The sequence below is a fragment of the Citrobacter sp. Ce104 genome (genome assembly GCF_030334595.1).
GTDB lineage: Bacteria > Pseudomonadota > Gammaproteobacteria > Enterobacterales > Enterobacteriaceae > Citrobacter > Citrobacter europaeus.
Genome location: NZ_JAOWDP010000053.1, coordinates 19449 through 39352, shown reverse-complemented (window position 1 = coordinate 39352; position 19904 = coordinate 19449). Strand labels below are relative to the sequence as shown.

21 protein-coding genes are annotated in these 19904 nt (G+C 51.5%); 14 read left to right on the top strand and 7 right to left on the bottom strand.

Annotated elements, in window-relative coordinates; all coding sequences use genetic code 11:
- Positions 1-16: 16 nt before the first annotated feature.
- On the bottom strand, positions 17-907 hold the full coding sequence (locus tag OGW16_RS05305) for a LysR substrate-binding domain-containing protein (protein WP_087050848.1): 891 nt from the start codon (positions 905-907) through the stop codon (positions 17-19).
- Between the two features lie 92 nt (positions 908-999).
- On the opposite strand from OGW16_RS05305, the gene OGW16_RS05300 reads away from it, so the two are divergent.
- A complete protein-coding gene (locus OGW16_RS05300; protein ID WP_477100022.1) occupies positions 1000-1608 on the top strand; it encodes a short chain dehydrogenase in 609 nt (202 codons plus the stop codon).
- A gap of 43 nt (positions 1609-1651) precedes the next feature.
- On the opposite strand, the gene OGW16_RS05295 is transcribed toward OGW16_RS05300, so the two are convergent.
- Complete coding sequence (locus OGW16_RS05295) at positions 1652-3826, bottom strand: extracellular solute-binding protein (protein WP_286518042.1); 2175 nt, start codon at positions 3824-3826, stop codon at positions 1652-1654.
- Between the two features lie 338 nt (positions 3827-4164).
- Here OGW16_RS05295 and OGW16_RS05290 point away from each other — a divergent pair, with 338 nt between their 5' ends.
- From OGW16_RS05290 to csiR, 9 genes are all read left to right on the top strand, one after another.
- The gene (locus tag OGW16_RS05290; protein ID WP_043017296.1) at positions 4165-4989 is read left to right on the top strand and encodes an MBL fold metallo-hydrolase; all 825 of its coding nucleotides are present in this window, start codon (positions 4165-4167) and stop codon (positions 4987-4989) included.
- Positions 4990-5000: 11 nt separating this feature from the next.
- Complete coding sequence (locus tag OGW16_RS05285; protein ID WP_043017297.1) at positions 5001-6236, top strand: MFS transporter; 1236 nt, start codon at positions 5001-5003, stop codon at positions 6234-6236.
- 31 nt (positions 6237-6267) lie between these two features.
- Complete coding sequence (locus tag OGW16_RS05280) at positions 6268-6981, top strand: MgtC/SapB family protein (RefSeq protein WP_043017298.1); 714 nt, start codon at positions 6268-6270, stop codon at positions 6979-6981.
- 240 nt (positions 6982-7221) lie between these two features.
- Entirely contained in the window at positions 7222-8199 is a 978-nt protein-coding gene (gene glaH / locus OGW16_RS05275; RefSeq protein WP_043017299.1) for a glutarate dioxygenase GlaH, read from the top strand.
- A 19-nt stretch (positions 8200-8218) separates the two neighbouring features.
- The gene (gene lhgD, locus OGW16_RS05270; RefSeq protein WP_047409284.1) at positions 8219-9487 is read left to right on the top strand and encodes an L-2-hydroxyglutarate dehydrogenase; all 1269 of its coding nucleotides are present in this window, start codon (positions 8219-8221) and stop codon (positions 9485-9487) included.
- Between the two features lie 23 nt (positions 9488-9510).
- A complete protein-coding gene (gene gabD, locus OGW16_RS05265; protein ID WP_075145752.1) occupies positions 9511-10959 on the top strand; it encodes an NADP-dependent succinate-semialdehyde dehydrogenase in 1449 nt (482 codons plus the stop codon).
- Between the two features lie 25 nt (positions 10960-10984).
- Positions 10985-12268, top strand: coding sequence for a 4-aminobutyrate--2-oxoglutarate transaminase (gene gabT / locus OGW16_RS05260; protein WP_100194762.1), 1284 nt, complete (start codon positions 10985-10987; stop codon positions 12266-12268).
- Positions 12269-12412: 144 nt separating this feature from the next.
- On the top strand, positions 12413-13813 hold the full coding sequence (gene gabP, locus OGW16_RS05255; protein ID WP_043017303.1) for a GABA permease: 1401 nt from the start codon (positions 12413-12415) through the stop codon (positions 13811-13813).
- A 44-nt stretch (positions 13814-13857) separates the two neighbouring features.
- The gene (gene csiR, locus OGW16_RS05250) at positions 13858-14544 is read left to right on the top strand and encodes a DNA-binding transcriptional regulator CsiR (RefSeq protein ID WP_043017304.1); all 687 of its coding nucleotides are present in this window, start codon (positions 13858-13860) and stop codon (positions 14542-14544) included.
- Positions 14545-14556: 12 nt separating this feature from the next.
- Here the strand turns inward: csiR and lysM are convergent, their stop codons facing one another.
- Entirely contained in the window at positions 14557-15006 is a 450-nt protein-coding gene (gene lysM, locus OGW16_RS05245) for a peptidoglycan-binding protein LysM (RefSeq protein ID WP_016154138.1), read from the bottom strand.
- A gap of 96 nt (positions 15007-15102) precedes the next feature.
- The gene (locus OGW16_RS05240) at positions 15103-15261 is read right to left on the bottom strand and encodes a YqaE/Pmp3 family membrane protein (protein ID WP_003037242.1); all 159 of its coding nucleotides are present in this window, start codon (positions 15259-15261) and stop codon (positions 15103-15105) included.
- Positions 15262-15445: 184 nt separating this feature from the next.
- Between OGW16_RS05240 and OGW16_RS05235 the strand changes: the two genes are divergently transcribed.
- The 3 genes from OGW16_RS05235 to OGW16_RS05225 all read left to right on the top strand — a co-directional run bounded on the left by OGW16_RS05235 (position 15446) and on the right by OGW16_RS05225 (position 16542).
- Positions 15446-15745: an ArsR/SmtB family transcription factor gene (locus OGW16_RS05235; RefSeq protein WP_181634373.1), complete on the top strand. Its 300-nt coding sequence runs from the start codon at positions 15446-15448 to the stop codon at positions 15743-15745.
- A gap of 9 nt (positions 15746-15754) precedes the next feature.
- Positions 15755-16282 (top strand): rhodanese family protein, encoded by a 528-nt coding sequence (locus tag OGW16_RS05230; protein WP_043017305.1) that lies wholly within the window; start codon positions 15755-15757, stop codon positions 16280-16282.
- 80 nt (positions 16283-16362) lie between these two features.
- Positions 16363-16542, top strand: coding sequence for a GDFGVC terminal motif YodC-like protein (locus OGW16_RS05225; protein ID WP_043017306.1), 180 nt, complete (start codon positions 16363-16365; stop codon positions 16540-16542).
- Between the two features lie 36 nt (positions 16543-16578).
- Here OGW16_RS05225 and stpA read toward each other — a convergent pair whose 3' ends face one another.
- Positions 16579-16980, bottom strand: a complete 402-nt coding sequence (gene stpA, locus OGW16_RS05220; protein WP_047409266.1) for a DNA-binding protein StpA — start codon at positions 16978-16980, stop codon at positions 16579-16581.
- Between the two features lie 547 nt (positions 16981-17527).
- Between stpA and alaE the strand changes: the two genes are divergently transcribed.
- A complete protein-coding gene (alaE, locus tag OGW16_RS05215) occupies positions 17528-17977 on the top strand; it encodes an L-alanine exporter AlaE (RefSeq protein ID WP_016154144.1) in 450 nt (149 codons plus the stop codon).
- A gap of 36 nt (positions 17978-18013) precedes the next feature.
- Here the strand turns inward: alaE and OGW16_RS05210 are convergent, their stop codons facing one another.
- Positions 18014-18364: a DUF2002 family protein gene (locus tag OGW16_RS05210; protein WP_016154145.1), complete on the bottom strand. Its 351-nt coding sequence runs from the start codon at positions 18362-18364 to the stop codon at positions 18014-18016.
- A 123-nt stretch (positions 18365-18487) separates the two neighbouring features.
- The gene (gene pdxR / locus OGW16_RS05205) at positions 18488-19822 is read right to left on the bottom strand and encodes a MocR-like pyridoxine biosynthesis transcription factor PdxR (protein WP_286518040.1); all 1335 of its coding nucleotides are present in this window, start codon (positions 19820-19822) and stop codon (positions 18488-18490) included.
- Positions 19823-19904 lie beyond the last annotated feature (82 nt).

Sequence of the window (19904 nt, the reverse complement as noted above, 5' to 3'; positions counted from 1 at the left end):
TCCGGCATTTTCATCTTCAACGCAAACTTCGCGTTCCTTCCAGCACGTGCTCAACAAACCTTGTGAGTTTGGGCAGAGGACGCAAATCCTGTCGCCAAAGAAGATGAATCGACCGCGGCTGCGGCGTAAACCCTTCCAGCACCCGAATCAATTTCCCCGTAGCCAGTTCTTGCGCCAGCAACACCTCCGGTTGCAATAACAGTCCGGCCCCCGCGACCGCCGCCATACGCAGGCCGTGGCCATCGTTACAGCGCAGGATCGCATCGCGTTTCCATCTGACCTCACCCGTCACGCCAGGCAGTATCCACTCGTTGCGAGCCGTCCACACGGTATGGGACAGGCACAGATGGTCCACCAGTTCCGCGGGCGTCCGGGGAGTACCATAGCGGGCAAGATATTCTGGCGAAGCACAGATTGCCATACGGTAGGGACACAGGTATTTTGCCACCACGTCAGTCTGATGGATATCGCCAATACGGATTGCCAGGTCAACGCCTTCATTCACCAGATCAACCATCCGGTTGGTCAGATCCAGCTCAATGCGCACCTCTGGCCAGGCCTGTAAAAATGCAGCGGCCAGCGGCGAGATCACGCAAGCGCCAAAAGAAGTGGGCGCGCTAATGCGTAGCGTCCCCGCCGGTGCCAGCCGCAAACGCTCTACCGAACGTTCGGCTATCGACACCTGCTCCAGCACGCGGCGGGCTTCTTCAAAATAGACTCGCCCGGCATCGGTCAGGCTCTGGCGGCGCGTATTACGCTCCAGCAGACGCGTGCCAAGCTGCGCTTCCAGTTGGGTAATATATTTACCCACCATCACCGCAGACATTTCGAGTCTCGTTGCTGCAACGGTGAAGCTCCCGCTCTCCACCACGGCGATAAACGTTTCCATGCCGCGCAGTTTATCCATATTACAAACCCCTGGTTAGTAATCATCTAACTTTTAGCCAGTTTATCCGATTTCATTTTCATTAAAGAATAGTCGCTCACACTATTGCGGAGGTGGTTATGAAAATCGTCATTATTGGTGCCAGCGGCACAGTGGGGCGCGCAGTCACAGAAGCGTTAAGCCGTAAACATGAGGTGATCCGCGTAGGTCGCACGCAGGGAGATTACCAGGTTGATATCACCTCGCAGGAGAGTGTCGAGGCATTGTTTGAAAAAGTCGGTCGGGTAGATGCGATCGTTTCCGCCACCGGCAATCTGTTCTTTGGGCCGCTGTCGACGATGACCGATGAGGACTTTAATCAGGGGTTACAGGATAAGCTGTTAGGCCAGATTCGTCTGGCACTAACCGGGCAGCATTTTCTCAATGATGGCGGCTCAATTACGCTAATTAGCGGCATCATCGCCCATGAACCCATCGCACAGGGAGCGAATGCGGCAACGATCAATGCCGGTCTGGAAGGATTTGTTCGCGCCGCGGCCTGCGAATTAGAGCGTGGTCAGCGTATTAACCTGATAAGCCCAACCGTGCTCAGTGAGTCCGCCGAAGCTTACGACGATTTCTTCCCGGGCTTTGAAAGTGTGCCCGCCGCCACCGTCGCCAACGCCTATCGCCGCAGTGTGGAAGGCATCCAAACCGGGCGTATTTATAAAGTCGGTTACTGACAAAGCATTACCCTGCCTCTTACGTCAACAGGAAGAGGCAGGCTCAGGCACCCGTTTCGTTTCTTATTCGCGCATTGATATATTCCACGGCCTCAGTGACATTCATAATGCCGTTAATTGCATTCGTCACACCTTGCCCGATAATAATCTCTGCCTGGCGCAGGTTGAAAGGTTCACCTTTACTTCCCTCAGACTCCCTTATTCCCGTCATGCCTTTTTCATTCAATAAATTAAACCACGGGTAGAGATTGAGAACGTTTTGATCGTGACATATTCCAGACCAGGCGCTATTTCCTCCCAGCAAAACCAGATGACGCGCAATTTCATCGGAATAAAGCCAATGAAAGAACTGCTCAACCTGTTTTTTCTTTTTACTGTAGCGGGACATTCCAATGGAACCGCCCCCCAATTGTGGAAGTTGCCCTGGAACGGGAGCATAGCCGATAGTGGGCGCTATGGCCGTGTGCGCCACATCATTAAACAAATTGAGATACATGATCAGCATGGCAAGATTTCCACGCTCAAACTGTTTTACCGCGTCACTCCACCACTCACCGGGGAGATTCACGGCGATAGAAAGCTGTTGTAGATATTGTTCGAGTGCAGTTGCGGCAAGTGAAGGCTCGAGTTGTACCGGCTCGCCCTCACGCACTAAACGCCCACCGAGCGCGTAGTAACGCAGCAGATACTCGGTAGCAATAAGCCCCGAGCTTCCCAGGGTCACCGCAGTTCCCATCGGGCGCTGTCTGTTTTCTGGCTGATGTAATTGACTAAAGAAAGCCGCTATCTCATCAAATTGTGCAAAGCTCTCTGGCAGCGTTAACTCTTTTCCCGTTGCTTCATAAAACATCCGTTTAATCGTCGCGTCTTCAAACAGATCTCGTCGATAAAACAGAAGCTGCATACTGGCATCAAAGGGTATTGCCCATGCCGTCCCATTCACCATGCTGAAGTGCTGTTGAATTTGCTCAGAGAAATTTTCCAACAGCAGCGGAAGCTCAGAAGAGACGGATTCCAGCGGCAATAGTGCTTTCTCAGCAAACCAGGGAAAACACGCCATATCGATTCGCAATAAATCGTAATAAGGATGTAGATGAAGATGGGAAAGGATTTCAAAAACTTCATCATAGGGATAAACCGCCAGATTAACCTTAATACCGGTCTGGCGATAAAAGTGGGGTAACAATTTCTTCAACGCATCAGTCGAAGGACTTGGTAAAATTAACATATTCAGCGTCGCCTCGGTTTCAGGCGGCGGCACGTACTGTCCATTCCAGGAAAAACCGCAATTCGTCAGAATACGATGCTTTTCTTTACTTTTGGGCAGGCGAATACTGGAGGCAATAGTTGTCCCCAAGCGACCATAATCCATCTGGTAGCTTGTGATCCCGTCGAAGGATGCAGGAAGATTATCACTCAGTTGCAATATCGGCGGGCAGGACTGGGAGCTACCAAACCAGGCTGCTTGCGTCAGTGCTCGCGTTCTCTCAGAGTCCTGGACAATAAACAGATCGGGAATTGCCCCGCGAAAAAAGTCAAAAGCGACGGTGTTAGCTTCACTGGCATGTGCAGGTAAAATCGTTAGCTTCGTATGCGGACTTAATTCCCGGCAGGTTTCCTGTATCGCCTGAGTAAAGCTCGCGCTATGGGAAAATTCCAGACGTTCGCAGAATATACCAATATGGCCCGGCTGCTGCGCCAGCGCCCTCCTCGCTGTTTCTTCGCCTGCAGTCACATAGTCAAGGCTAAAATAACAAACTGCGCCGACAGGCTGGCGATATGCAAACAGAACATTTTCCGGGGAGAGCCTGAGCAAGTCGTAATAGGGCTGACTGTCATTCAGGCAACTGACCGAGACAACAGCCTGGTAGGACTTTGCCGCCAGCGTTTGCAGAATCTCCAGCTCAAGATTGGGCAGATCGTTGGTCAGGTAAAGGTCAATCGGTTCGCTTAATGAAGGCTGCCAAACCTGATGCAATCCCCGATAGAGTTGAAAGTACTGTTCGGCATTGATGTCGGGCAGAATCAGTGCCAATCCCTGACTTTTGCTGGCTCTCAACGATTGCGCCTGCGCATTCAACTGATAGCCAACTTCTCGGGCTGCACGTTGAACCGCTTCAATCTTCTCGACGCTTACATTCCCTCTGCCATTGAGCACATTCGAGACAGTTCCATGCGACACACCGGCAATTCTTGCTATGTCTTTGATAGTTGGCATTTTTACATCCTTCCCCTGATGCTTTGATGCTAGCACGGCGCTCATCAGGAAACTATCTTCAGCACTTAAATTTGAACGTTACAATATTAAAAAGTGCATTTTATAAACATGTCATAATAAAAAAGCCTGATGTTGTTGATAGACAAGTCTCATAACATAAAAACATTAACACAATGAAATATAAGTATAAATTTTATAATACTTGAAGAGGATCACTTCTGAAGAAAAAGATCGTTGTTCATATAAAACGCCGGAATCATAATTGACACGTTCCAATTACGTTTTATTACATTATTGCCTAAAAAAACAACGATCACATTTGTCATTAAGAGGGAAACATGAAGATTCATTTTCTGGGAACCGCTGCATCTGAAGGGATCCCCAATCCTTTTTGCCGTTGTGAGCACTGCCAGCAAGCCCGCATTCGGAAAGGCAAAGACTTACGCACACACTCTTCAGCGATTATCGACGATGAACTGCTCATTGACGTGGCGCCTGAATTCAGCCAACAACTGCTGCGAGATGGCCTGGACGCAACAGAGATCAGATCGCTATTGTTCACACATACTCATCCCGATCATTTCAACGTCGGCGATCTATTTAGCCGAATGGAAGGGTATGGATTTGAAATTACTCATCCGTTGCACATTTTTGGTAATGACCGTGCAATTAACGGTGCCGCGGAAGTGCTACCGGGCTACAGCGCTGAAAGATTTGCTTTTCATTGTCTGGTTCCTTTCGTGACCGTTGAAACTCGCGGATACCGCATCACTCCGCTGCTGGCTAACCATGCCAAGTGGGAGCTTTGTTATACCTGGTTTATCGAAAAAGAAGGCCAGTCAATTTTCTACGGACATGATTCAGGCTGGTTTCCTGAGCTCACATGGCAGTGGCTGAAAGGGAAAAAAATCGATCTGGCTGTCCTGGAGTGCACCTACGGTTTTAATGGTGATAATCGTACGAATAACCACATGAGCCTGGAAACCGTCTTCGCCGCCAGAGACAGGCTTGCGGAACTCGGTTGCCTCGAGAAAAATAGCCAACTTATCGTCTCGCATATTTCACACAGCGGAGGTCTGCTGCACGACGATCTCGTTGCGGCATGCGACAAAGAGAACATTCTTGTCGCCTGGGACGGGCTTAACCTGAGCATCAACCAATAAGGATATGCAATATGGACCTTAATAAAACACCACGCCTGTTGATTATGATGTTCATACAATATTTCATGCAGGGTGCCTGGAATATGACCATGGGGCTGGTATTGAGCACCTATGGTATGGCGACAATTATTGGCTCATCCTATGCTTTGCTTGGCCTGGCGACTATTCTTTCCCCGCTATTTATTGGCATGGTCGCCGACCGCTTTTTTTCGTCACAAAAAGTCATGGCGATCCTGCATTTAATTAATGCTGGTGTACTGTTGTTTGTTCCGCAATTTATTGAGGCACAAAATACAGGTATGACGTTAACCATGATTTTCCTGGTTGGTCTGCTGTTTTATCCTACAACTGCGCTGGCGAACAGTATCAGTTTCAGCCACATTAACGGGGTAAAATACTTCCCATTTATTCGTGTATTCGGCACATTTGGCTTTATGGTCATCGGCTTTATCATTGGTGAAATGGGTTATTCTGGAAATACCATCACCTGGTATATCGCGTCGGCTTCCGGTGTCGTTCTCGGCCTGTACTGTTTTACGTTGCCAAATACCCCACCGAAAGCAAAAGGAAGTGTGTTTACGCTTCGCGATCTGTTATGTCTGGATGCTCTGGCGCTCTTCAAAGACCGCAGTTTCTCGGTTTTGATGCTCAGTATTTTTGTCCTGATGATCCCTAAAACGGCTTATTCCGCCTATATCCCGGTCTTTTTAAAAGCGCTTGGATTCGATAACGCCGCCTCAATGATGCAGGTTGGCATCGCCTGTGAAGTCATTTTCATGTTCCTGCTGTCGTTCTTCTTACTGAAAGCTGGCTTCAAAATCACGCTGATGTTAGGCGCCGTTTGCTGGATTATCCGCACACTATTATTTGCTAATGCCTCGCTGGATGCCAACATGATGTTTGTGCTGATCGGCCTGATGTTACAAGGATTCTGCTGGGACTTTTTCTTTACCGTGGGCGACATTTATGTTGACCGTAAAGCAGCGCCAGAGATTAAAGCACAAGCCCAAAGCTTGCGATTTATCGTCTCCAACGGCGTTGGTCTGCTATTTGCTTCCACCGTATGCGGGCAAATCTTTAACAACACCGTGACGGAACAAGGTCCAGAGGCGTTGCCACAATGGGAGACATTCTGGCTAGTTTCAGCAGGCGTTGCTGCAGTGGTCAGCGTATTCTTCCTGATTTTCTTCCGGGACGATATTTCGAAACGCAAAACGGACCTCACATTGAAAAAAGCAAACTCCTGATCGTTAAAGACTCTCTTATTAAGGTAATTGCATGAATAATCTGGCCGCCATCATCAATGAGCAAGGATTGTTGCCTTTAACTACGATCATCAAAATCAGTATTGCATTTATTCTGGGTGGCATTATTGGCCTGGAAAGAGAATCGAAAGGGAAACCGGTCGGCTTCAAAACCTGCGTTATTTTATCCGTAGCCAGCTGTGTGTTAACTGTCGTATCAATACAATCTGCTGAATACTATGCTGAAATTTCGATGAATATCCGTAGCGATCCTATGCGCCTGGCGGCGCAGATTATCAGCGGCGTTGGTTTTCTCGGTGCGGGAGTCATTCTGCACCGACACGACGATGCTATCTCTGGTCTCACTACTGCGGCAATTGTCTGGGCATCTGCAGGGGTGGGAATTACCTGCGGAGCCGGTTTTTATTTGCATGCTGTTTTTGCCACGGCTTTATTTTTATTAGCGATCAAACTAAGCCCATTCATAATTTTCTTACAGACCAGAAACCAGTTTCCCGGAAAAGTTAAAGTGCGGGTTATTCTTGATGAACGAGACGCTCTTGAAAGTCTGATAACCCGCATTCATCAACAGAAAAACATTATCGAAAACATCACGATCAGGGATATCAAGAAGGGCAAAATTGAGGTCAATCTCAAAATCGTAATTCGTCAAAAGATGACCTTGCCCGACTTATACCACGATCTGACCCATGTGGAACACGTCTGCGCCATCGCTCTGGAACATTAACACACCTTATCTTCCTCTTTAAAATCAGGGGTTTTCGCCCCTGAAATAGCCACTCAGTATCCATCCAGCCTCTAAATCCTCACCTTTTGCAATGTTAAATAATTGTTGTTTTTGATCACAAATAATAAACAAACAAGCTCATTCTGTGCGCGTTTTTCAAAAATGTAGATATTTTTAATTTATGGCTACGAAACGAGCTGCGCCATATCTCCCTGACAATCTACTGAGAGGAACGATTTGATGAACGCACTGACTGCCGTAAAACAGAACGCTGAAGATCCTGCCCAGCACTACAGCGGTTTCACGCTGAAACCATCAGCCCAGTCCCCACGTCTGCTGGAGCTGACTTTTTCCGCTGAGACCACTGAACAATTTATACAGGCCGTTGCGCAGTGGCCGGTACAGGCCCTGGAATACAAATCCTTCCTGCGCTTCAAAGTGGGCAAAATCCTCGATGATCTGTGCGGTAATCAGTTGCAGCCTGTGCTGCTGAAAACGTTGCTCGATCGTGCCGAAGGCGCGCTGTTGATCAATGCCGTCGGCGTAGATGATGTCGCGCAGGCCGAAGAGATGGTTAAGCTGGCGACGGCGGTGGCACATCTGATCGGACGCTCCAATTTTGATGCGATGAGTGGGCAATATTATGCGCGTTTTGTGGTGAAAAACGTTGATAACTCAGACAGCTACCTGCGCCAGCCGCACCGTGTCATGGAGCTGCATAACGACGGAACCTACCTCGAAGAGATCACCGACTATGTGCTGATGATGAAAATTGACGAACAGAACATGACCGGTGGTAACTCGCTGCTGCTGCACCTCGACGACTGGGAACATCTGGATCACTACTTTACCCATCCGCTGGCGCGTCGCGCGATGCGTTTTGCCGCGCCGCCGAGCAAAAACGTCAGCCAGGAAGTGTTCCATCCGGTGTTTGACGTTGACCAGCAGGGGCGTCCGGTAATGCGTTACATCGACCAGTTCGTCCAGCCTAAAGACTATGAAGAAGGCGTCTGGCTGAGCGATTTGTCCGATGCGCTGGAAACCAGTAAGAGCATTATTTCCGTTCCGGTTCCAGTGGGTAAATTCCTGCTGATCAACAACCTGTTCTGGCTGCATGGTCGTGACCGCTTCACCTCGCATCCTGACCTGCGCCGCGAACTGATGCGCCAACGTGGTTATTTCGCTTACGCGACAAACCACTACCAGACTCATCAGTAAGCGCGAAGGAAAAAAGCGGATGTATGATTTTGTGATTATTGGCGGCGGCATTATCGGCATGTCGACCGCCATGCAACTGATTGATGTCTATCCGGACGCCAGAATAGCGCTGCTGGAAAAAGAGTCCGGTCCGGCCTGCCACCAGACGGGCCATAACAGCGGCGTAATTCATGCCGGGGTCTATTACACCCCCGGCAGCCTGAAGGCGCAATTTTGCCTGGCCGGTAATCGCGCCACAAAAGCCTTTTGCGACCAAAACGGCATCCGCTACGACGTCTGCGGAAAAATGCTGGTTGCCACCTCCTCACTGGAAATGGAGCGCATGCGGGCGCTTTGGGATCGCACCGCCGCTAACGGCCTGGAGCGCGAATGGCTGAATGCGCAGGAGCTACGTGAGCGTGAACCCAATATCACCGGGCTGGGCGGCATTTTCGTCCCGTCGAGCGGGATCGTCAGCTACCGTGAAGTGACCGCCGCGATGGCGAAGATTTTCCAGGCCAAAGGCGGCGAGATTATTTACAACGCCGAGGTCAGCGCGCTAAAGGAGCACGCTGCGGGCGTGATCGTCCATACCCGCCAGGGGCAGGAATTTGAGGGGGCAACGCTGATTAGCTGCTCTGGTCTGATGGCGGACCGACTGGTGAAAATGCTCGGCGTTGAACCCGGCTTTATCATCTGTCCATTCCGTGGCGAATATTTCCGCCTGGCGTCAGAACATAACCAGATAGTTAACCATCTGATCTACCCCATCCCCGACCCGGCGATGCCGTTTCTCGGCGTTCATCTGACCCGGATGATTGACGGTAGCGTCACCGTGGGTCCCAACGCGGTACTGGCATTTAAACGTGAAGGCTACCGTAAACGCGACTTCTCGCTCAGCGATACGCTGGAGATCCTCGGTTCTTCTGGCATTCGCCGCGTGCTGCAAAACAACCTGCGTTCAGGGCTTGGCGAAATGAAGAATTCGCTGTGCAAAAGCGGCTATCTGCGGTTGGTGCAAAAGTACTGCCCAAGTCTGACGCAGAACGATCTGCAGCCCTGGCCTGCGGGCGTGCGGGCGCAGGCGGTGTCACCTGATGGCAAGCTAATAGACGATTTCCTGTTTGTCACAACGCCACGCTCAATTCACACCTGTAACGCCCCTTCTCCGGCGGCAACGTCGGCGATCCCTATCGGCGCGCATATTGTCAGCAAAGTTCATGCGTTACTGGAGAACCAGAGTAATTCCGGACGCACGCTGCGTGCGGCACGTAGCGTGGAGACATTACACGCCGCATTCACCCGTTAACACGATTAAGACAGGAAGCAATTATGCAACTTAACGATCCAACCTTATTCCGCCAGCAGGCATTGATCGACGGCAACTGGCGTGACGCCAACAGCGGCGAGACCCTCGCGGTGACCAACCCCGCCAACGGTCAGCAATTGGGCAGCGTACCGAAAATGGGGGCGGATGAAACCCGCGAAGCGATCAACGCTGCTAACCGCGCTCTGCCCGCATGGCGTGCGCTGACCGCCAAAGAGCGGGCCAACATCCTGCGTCGCTGGTTCAACCTGATGATTGAGCATCAGGACGATCTCGCCCGCCTGATGACCCTGGAACAGGGTAAACCGCTGGCAGAGGCCAAAGGTGAAATCACCTATGCCGCTTCATTTATTGAGTGGTTTGCCGAAGAAGGTAAGCGCATTTATGGCGATACGATCCCCGGCCATCAGGCTGATAAACGTCTGATCGTCATCAAACAGCCGATCGGCGTTACCGCCGCGATTACACCGTGGAACTTCCCGGCGGCGATGATCACTCGTAAAGCTGGCCCGGCGCTGGCGGCAGGTTGCACCATGGTGCTTAAACCCGCCAGCCAAACCCCCTACTCCGCACTGGCGCTGGCAGAGCTTGCCAATCGCGCAGGGATCCCAGCAGGCGTTTTCAGCGTGGTGACCGGTTCTGCGGGCGCGGTCGGCAACGAGCTGACCGGCAACCCGCTGGTGCGCAAGCTGTCATTTACCGGCTCAACCGAAATTGGCCGTCAGCTAATGCAGCAGTGTGCCAAAGACATCAAAAAGGTGTCGCTGGAACTGGGCGGCAATGCGCCGTTCATCGTTTTTGACGATGCCGATCTCGATAAAGCCGTGGAAGGCGCGCTGGCGTCGAAGTTCCGTAACGCTGGGCAAACCTGCGTTTGCGCCAACCGCCTGTACGTGCAGGACGGCGTGTATGAGCGTTTTGCCGAAAAACTTGAACAGGCGGTAAGCAAGCTGCGCCTCGGCGATGGTCTGCAACCTGACGTCACCACCGGACCACTGATCGACGAGAAAGCGGTAGCCAAAGTGCAGGAACACATCGCCGATGCCCTGGATAAAGGCGCGCGCATTATCGCGGGCGGTAAACCTCACGCGCTCGGCGGGAACTTCTTCCAACCCACCATTCTGGTGGATGTGCCTGATAACGCAAAGGTCGCCAAAGAAGAAACATTCGGCCCGCTGGCTCCGCTGTTTCGTTTTAAAGACGAAGCTGACGTCATCGCTCAGGCCAACGACACCGAGTTTGGTCTGGCCGCCTATTTCTACGCCCGTGATTTGAGCCGCGTCTTCCGCGTTGGCGAAGCGCTGGAGTACGGCATCGTCGGGATTAACACCGGCATTATCTCCAACGAAGTCGCCCCGTTTGGTGGGATCAAAGCCTCCGGTCTTGGCCGTGAAGGATCGAAATACGGCATCGAAGACTACTTAGAAATCAAATATATGTGCATCGGCCTTTAATAAAATAAATACTGGAGAACACCTGATGAGCACCAACAAAGAACTTATGCAACGTCGCAGCAACGCCGTTCCCCGTGGCGTTGGACAGATCCACCCAATTTTTGCCGAGCGGGCAGAAAACTGTCGGGTGTGGGACGTTGAAGGCCGTGAATTCCTCGATTTTGCTGGCGGTATCGCGGTGCTGAACACCGGCCACCTGCATCCGCAGATCGTCTCTGCGGTAGAAGCGCAGTTGAAAAAGCTGTCCCATACCTGTTTCCAGGTGCTGGCCTATGAGCCTTACCTTGAGCTGTGCGAAATCATGAACAAGAAAGTGCCGGGTGATTTCGCCAAGAAAACCCTGCTGGTAACGACTGGTTCCGAAGCGGTGGAAAACGCGGTAAAAATCGCCCGCGCCGCCACTAAGCGAACCGGCACGATCGCTTTCAGCGGCGCTTACCACGGTCGTACGCACTACACCCTGTCGCTGACCGGGAAAGTCAATCCCTACTCAGCCGGAATGGGGCTGATGCCAGGCCACGTGTATCGCGCGCTATATCCGTGCCCGCTGCACGGCATCAGTGACGACGATGCTATCGCCAGCATTCACCGCATCTTCAAAAACGATGCCGCGCCGGAAGATGTTGCTGCCATCGTGATTGAGCCCGTCCAGGGCGAAGGTGGTTTCTACGCTGTCTCACCTGCATTTATGCAACGTCTGCGCGCCATTTGTGACGAGCACGGGATCATGCTGATTGCCGATGAAGTACAGAGCGGTGCGGGCCGTACCGGTACGCTGTTCGCTATGGAGCAGATGGGCGTCGCCCCCGATCTTACCACCTTCGCCAAATCCATCGCCGGCGGCTTCCCGCTGGCCGGAGTGACCGGACGCGCCGAAGTGATGGACGCTATCCCACCGGGCGGGCTGGGCGGTACCTATGCCGGTAACCCGATTGCCTGTGCCGCCGCGCTGGCGGTACTGAACATTTTCGAACAGGAAAATCTGCTGCAAAAAGCCAACGAGCTGGGACAAACCCTGCGCGAAGGCCTGCTGGCTATCGCGGAAACCCACCGCGAGATTGGCGATGTGCGCGGACTGGGCGCGATGATCGCTATCGAACTGTTTGAAGACGGCGATCGCACGAAGCCAGACGCCAAACTGACTGCGGAAGTGGTGGCGCGTGCACGCGATAAAGGGCTGATCCTGCTCTCCTGCGGACCTTACTACAACGTGCTGCGCATTCTGGTTCCGCTGACCATTGAAGACGCGCAAATCCGCCAGGGGCTGGACATTATCGCTCAGTGTTTTGCCGAGGCGAAGCAGGGTTAAGCCCTGTATCCGAACGGGGAATTTTAAGCCGGATAAGGCGGAGCCGCCATCCGGCAAACAGGGTCAATAACAATAATACGCGTGCCCCGGCGCGGGAATGCCGGGGTGCTCTCCCAAGTGAAATACTTTCGAGAGGTTTAAAAGATGGGGCAAGTGTCACAATCACATGATTTAGGGGGCGGGCTGAAATCACGCCACGTCACCATGCTGTCTATTGCCGGGGTTATCGGCGCAAGTTTGTTTGTTGGTTCAAGCGTGGCGATTGCAGAAGCCGGCCCCGCGGTATTATTAGCCTATCTTTTCGCCGGGTTGCTGGTGGTGATGATTATGCGCATGCTGGCCGAAATGGCCGTCGCCACCCCAGATACCGGTTCCTTTTCCACCTATGCCGATAAGGCCATCGGTCCGTGGGCAGGTTATACCATCGGCTGGCTGTACTGGTGGTTCTGGGTGTTGGTTATCCCGCTGGAGGCGAATATCGCCGCCATCATTCTACACTCCTGGGTGCCGGGCATTCCTGTCTGGCTGTTTTCTCTGGTTATCACGCTGGCATTAACTGGCAGTAATTTGCTGAGCGTCAAAAATTACGGTGAGTTCGAATTCTGGCTGGCGCTGTGCAAAGTGATTGCCATTCTGGCGTTTATTACCCTCGGTGCGGCGGCAATTAGCGGTTTCTACCCTTATGCTGACGTCAGCGGCGTTTCACGCTTGTGGGATCAGGGCGGCTTTATGCCCAACGGTTTTGGCGCAGTGCTCAGTGCGATGCTAATCACCATGTTCTCCTTTATGGGGGCGGAGATTGTCACCATCGCCGCCGCCGAGTCCGACACACCGGACAAACATATCGTCCGAGCCACCAACTCAGTTATCTGGCGTATCTCCATCTTCTATCTGTGCTCCATTTTCGTGGTGGTGGCACTGATCCCATGGAATATGCCGGGACTGAAAGAGGTGGGTTCGTACCGCTCGGTATTGGAGTTACTGCATATCCCGCACGCGAAACTGATCATGGACTGCGTTATTTTGCTGTCGGTGACCAGCTGTCTGAACTCCGCGCTGTATACGTCCTCGCGTATGCTCTACTCCCTGAGCCGTCGTGGCGATGCGCCCGCCTTTATGGGTAAAACAAACCGCAGTAAAACGCCTTATGTGGCGGTATTGCTGTCTACGGGGGCCGCGTTCCTCACCGTGGTGGTCAACTATTACGCCCCAGCCAAGGTGTTTAAATTCCTGATCGACAGCTCCGGTGCCATCGCGCTGCTGGTGTATCTGGTGATTGCGATTTCACAACTACGGATGCGCAAAATCCTACTGGCGCAAGGCGGCGAAATTAAACTGAAAATGTGGCTCTATCCGTGGCTTACCTGGCTGGTCATCGCGTTTATTATCTTTGTACTGGTAGTCATGTTATTTCGGCCAGCACAACAGTTGGAAGTTATCTCTACCGGGTTGTTAGCCATAGGAATTATTTGTACCGTGCCCATTATGTCACGCTGGAAAAAACTGCTATCGTGGCAAAAAGCACCGTTGCAAAATACGCATTAAACCTGTTCCCGGCGCAGGCCGGGGATCCGTTCAGGAGTAAGACCATGACCGCCATTCCCCAACCGACGGCCATTGATGGATACCGCTGGCTGAAGAACGACATTATTCGCGGTGTTTATCAGCCTGATGAAAAACTGCGTATGAGTCTGCTGACCTCGCGCTACGATCTTGGCGTGGGACCGCTGCGTGAAGCGCTTTCGCAACTGGTCGCGGAGCGGCTGGTGACGGTGGTTAATCAGAAAGGGTATCGTGTCGCCCCGATGTCAGAACAAGAGTTGCTCGATATTTTCGATGCCCGCGCCAATATGGAAGCCATGCTGGTCGCGCTGGCGATTGAACGCGGCGATGACGCCTGGGAAGCTGAAATTCTGGCGCGGGCGCATATGCTCAGCAAACTTGAAGCCATTGACGCCAGTGAACAGATGCTCGACGAGTGGGATCAGCGCCATCAGGCGTTTCACTCGGCGATTGTCGCCGGCTGCGGTTCACAATACTTGTTGCAAATGCGCGAACGTCTATTCTCTCTGGCGGCGCGCTACCGGTTTATCTGGCTGCGTAAAACGGTGTTGTCAGTTGAAATGCTGGAAGATAAACACGATCAACACAAGACGCTGACCGAAGCAATTCTGGCACGCGATACCGCGCGCGCCAGCGAATTAATGCGCCAGCACCTGCTGACGCCAATTCCGATTATTCAACAGGCGATGTCCGGCAAATTACTGACGGAATAAGCCTGAATAATATTACTGTTCCGGAATACGTAAAACCTGCCCAGGATAGATTTTATCCGGGCTTTTCAACATCGGTTTATTCGCTTCAAATATCTGGTTATACAGGTTGGCATTACCGTAAACCTGTTTGGCAATAGCGCTCAGGGTATCCCCAGATTTTACGGTATAAAACTGGCTTTCACTCGCGGGCGCAGAGGTTTTAACCTGATCGTCTACACTGGCGATACCGGAGATATTACCGATCGCAATCAGGATTTTTTCTTTCGCTTCCTGACTTAAACCATCGCCAGAAACGGTGGCTTTGCCTTCGTTAATTTGCACGTTCACTTTATCCGCATCCGGGATGCCGGTTTTATTCAGGTGTTCCTGCACCTTTTTTGCCAGATCGGCTGTGTCATGGTTTCCAGTGACCGCATCCCACAGTTTTTCACCCGCATCTTTTACAAAATTGAAAAGTCCCATATCCACCTCGGTTATTAACAATCAACACCCAAAAGTGTAGCAGAGGAGAACGAGACGCAAAGAAAACGGCGCCAAAGCGCCGTAGCAGAAGGAGGATTAGTTACGCGTCTGTATCCAGAAGGCGTGGATCAAACCGGGGATGTAGCCCAGCAGCGTCAGAACGATATTGAGGATAAATGCCCAGCCGAATCCTTTCCCCAGCAGCACGCCAAGCGGGGGCAGAATAATAGTAAAAACGATTCTCCAGAAACCCATACACACTCCCTACAAGCAAAAAGTTAATCATTGTTTAAAAAGAGATTTTATCTCTAAGATTAATCAGTGTAGCTAACTCCGTCCGTCTCGCCCTGCTGTTTTACCCTCTTTTACGCTCTTTACGCTGGCATACGTTGGCTTTTTATTTTAGAATTTACTTAATTTAGACTATACTTAAATACATATGACAGAACTTGAACAACTCCAGGCCAGCGCGGAACAGGCTGCCGCTCTGCTCAAAGCGATGAGTAACCCGAAAAGGTTGCTGATTTTGTGCATGCTCTGCGGTTCGCCCGGTACCAGCGCAGGCGAGTTAGCCCGCGCTACCGGACTGAGCCCTTCCGCCACCTCCCAGCATCTGGCGCGTATGCGCGAAGAAGGTCTGATAGAGAGCCAGCGCGATGCCCAGCGCATCCTCTACTCCATTAAAAATGCGGCCGTGAATTCGCTGATCGCCACATTAAAAACACTGTATTGCCCATAAGGAGCCATCATGACCATTGGGACGATTTCCCCGCGCGAGGCGCAGACGCGCCTCGCACAAGGTGCAAAACTGATTGATATCCGCGATGCTGATGAGTATCTGTACGAGCATATTCCTGAGGCGCATCTGGTGCCGTTACCCACGCTTGAGCACGGAGTGCTGCCTGAGAATTTACGCGCCGGTCAGGTAATTTTTCACTGCCAGTCCGGCAAACGTACACAAAACGCAGCGACAAAACTGAGCGCCATTGCCGCGCCTGCGCAGGTCTGGTTGCTGGAAGGCGGAATTGACGGCTGGAAAGCCGCTGGTTTGCCGGTGGCGAAAGACAGTTCACAACCGTTACCGCTGATGCGTCAGGTACAGATAGCCGCAGGCAGCCTTGCTTTACTTGGCGTCATTCTGGGTTACGCCGTTAACAGCGCGTTCTTCCTGCTGAGCGGTTTTGTTGGCGCCGGGCTGATTCTCGCTGGCGTGACCGGCTTTTGCGGCATGGCGCGAGTACTGAATATCATGCCCTGGAACCGACGTACTCATTAAGCGGTAATCATTGAAACAGCGCTGTACCCGTTGAATGACGTGATCTATGGTGAGTTCTGCGATAAATAAAGGAGAGCAATATGTTTCAACCTGGCGATCTGGTTCAACCGCGCATGGGCGGACCCAAACTGAAAGTTATCGAAGTCAATGGCGATCAAATTGTGGCGGTACAAGCCAGTAATGAAAGCGGTGATAAATTCACGCTGAAAGCAGCTGATGTGACGCGATATACCGAAGAAGGTGATTTCGGCGTTTGCTGAAAATAAGCGGTGAGGACACCCTCACCGCCGTCGTAATTAGATCAAAAAGTCATCAAGAGATTTACCGGCAGCCAACGCCTGAGCAATTGGCTTCGGTGTGCGACCTTGTCCGGTCCATGTTTGCGTTTCACCATTGAAATCGGTAAAACGATATTTCGCCGGGCGTGGCTGACGTTTTTTAACTGAACGTGCCGTCGCAGGCGTTATGCTCAACAGCTCTTCCGGACTGATCCCATCTGCCTGCATCTGCGCCAGCAAGGCACTAATTTTTTCCTGCTGTTCTGCACGTTGGCGCTGCAGTTGTTCTTCTTCATCGCGCCGTTCTTTGGTCACTACCCTGAATTTTTCAAGCATATCTTCCAGTACATCAACGGAAAATTCACGAGCCATTGCACGCAGCGAGCGGATATTATTTAAGTTTTTTAACATTGAACTCATATTAACAAAACCTCTTTAACGTAAAAACAGTATTACGCTAAATATTGTATGCAACTGCTTATTATATTTCCAGTCTAATTTCTTCGAGAGTTATTAAACAAATAGCCAACCCTGGTATTTATAGCATCTATTTTGCTATCGTCCATGCAATATATTCCATTACCGGATAGCTGCCAGGAATATACCTGCAAGCTATCTCTGCACGTCACTTGAGAAACAGACCACGGCATCGCACGGGGCAACTCGTCTACATATTGCACATTGGTCAACATTCAGAAAAGGAGCGCAAAAAATTCAGAAAAACAAATTCCTATAACCCATTGATCTAAAATACCTTTAATTAACACAGCAACGAAAATACCAAAACGAACAAAAAACAGACCATTGCAGAGCATTTTATCGACAAAAAGGTTATAAATAAAAATTTTAAGCTAGTTGCCAGTTATTATCCAGACAGATATCCTATTCAAACGCGAAAGCAGCAAGACAAATCACTAGCAAGAAGGCATTCAAAACCTTTTTTTCCCTTTTTACAAGGAGCATTAACATGTTCTCTCCGCAGTCACGCTTGCGTCATGCAGTAGCAGACACGTTCGCGATGGTTGTTTATTGTTCTGTCGTGAACATGTTGATCGAAATATTCCTTTCAGGAATGAGCTTCGAACAGTCACTGTACTCCAGACTGGTGGCTATCCCCGTCAACATCCTGATCGCATGGCCTTACGGCATGTACCGCGATTTATTTATGCGTGCGGCGCGGAAAGCCACGCAGGCAGGATGGGGGAAAAACCTGGCAGACGTGTTGGCTTACGTCACCTTCCAGTCGCCGGTATATGTGATTATTCTGTTAACGGTTGGCGCAGACTGGCACCAGATTACGGCTGCAGTAAGTTCGAACATCGTGGTGTCAATGCTGATGGGCGCTGTCTATGGCTACTTTCTTGATTATTGCCGCCGCCTGTTTAAGGTCAGCAGCTATCACCAGGCTAAAGCTTGATACGATTCTTTGCGACTGGCCCTGCCAGTCGCATTATTAGTTTGAGCTAACGTCGCCAAACAACCCACTCAGATAGCGCTCAAGTGCAATTCGTGAACTAAAGCCGTGTGGAATACCATAATGTTCATGGGTCTCTCCGGCTAAATACAGCGGGAATTGCTGGTAGTGATCGCAGGTTTTAATATCCGTAGCAGGTTCCGCCAGCGAAGAGCTGCGCTCTTTTAGCGTGGGATGGATGACTAATGCGGTACGTCCCATGCGTGCTTCACGGTTAACGTACACATAATTTTCGCCACGACGATAGCCGTACGTTTTCTGCGTCACAACATCAACGGTAAAGCCCACTTTTTCAAGTACGCGCGCCACCTCATCTGGTCGTAAATACATATTCTTTTCCTCGTTATCTTTTACTGCGGGCTTACCTTACCTGATTCAGCATTAGCAACGCTTTCAGAAAAGTCCATAAACGAGTGGCGATGGTGGGACGAATATCTTAAGAACCGTGCTGATTCAGTCCAGCGCCAGCCGCAGCTGATATGCCGCCTGCTGCGCCATTTCCAGCGAGCTAATGTTGGTAAACGACAGCAATATTCCTCCCTTTCCTTCTGAAGTTATTCGCCAGCGGCTTAACGCCTGAACCGCCAGTCCAGCCTGATTCGCTTTGCGCACCAGCGCAACATCATCTCCGTCTACACTCATTACCAGTTGAATCCCACCTTCCTGAGGAATGACGCTAAATCCTTGTTCGGTCAGGGCGTTTTCCATCCATTGTCGTCGCAAGGCGTAATGCTGACGCATGCGTTTTAAGTGTCGCCAGAAGTGGCCGTCTTGCATAAAATCCGCCAGCGTTTGCTGCCATAAAACCGGAACGCTACAGGCCGTTAGCGCCGCCTGCTGACGAAAATGTTCGACCTGAGTCAGAGGCACCACCAGCCATGCCGTGCGCAAAGCCGGAAACAGAGATTTGCTGAACGTTCCGGCATAAATCACCCGCTGGGGCGCATCCAGACTTTTTAGCGGCGGCAACGGTTTACCGTGGTAGCGAAATTCGCTGTCGTAGTCATCTTCGATTACCCACGCCTGCGCGCGAGTCGCCCACTCCAGCAACCGGTGGCGACGGTCTAATGACAAGGCCACGCCCAGCGGGCTTTGGTGTGCGGGCGTGAGTAGTACAAAACGCGCCTGCGGGAAATCGCGGATCCCAGCGCAGACGTCCAGACCATCAGCATCAACCGCCACCGGCATCAGCTCAATGCGTTCCTGAGCGACCACGGGGCGAATCAGCGGAAAGCCAGGATCTTCGACCCACATCCCCTCACCGGGTTGAGACAAAGCGCGCAGAATTAACGTCATTGATGCTGCGTAACCTGAAGTAATAAAAACCTGTTCCGGCTGGCATTCAATACTGCGTGAAACGCGCAGGTAATCAACAATCGCCTGACGTAATACCCGTTCGCCGCAAACATCGCCCACCGCCAGATCAAAACGCGTTTGGGTGCGTAAACGCCGCCCCATTACCCGCGCCCAGACGTCGCGCGGGAAGAGATCGAGTGCGGGTAATCCCATCTGAAAAAGCTGCGGTCTGGGTTTTTCTCCGGCGAAGATGGCAGGTGATGCTGGCGCGCTTTGAGGCCGCAGTTGTTCACTGACAAACGTTCCTGCTTGTCCGCGTCGCGCAAGCCAGCCCTGCGCCACCAGCTCTGCATAGGCGTTTTCCACCGTCGAGCGTGATACGCCCAGCTCCTGGGCCCAGGTCCGACTGGAAGGTAATCTGGTACCTGGCTTGAGTTCACCGTTCTCAATTGCGTTTTTTAACTGACGGGCGATTTGCTGATAGCGCGGCATTTATGGTCTGCTTTTTTTGCAACAATATGGCTCTCTTTAGCAGTCCATTATAGTGCTACATTGCGGGTCAGCCAAACGAGGA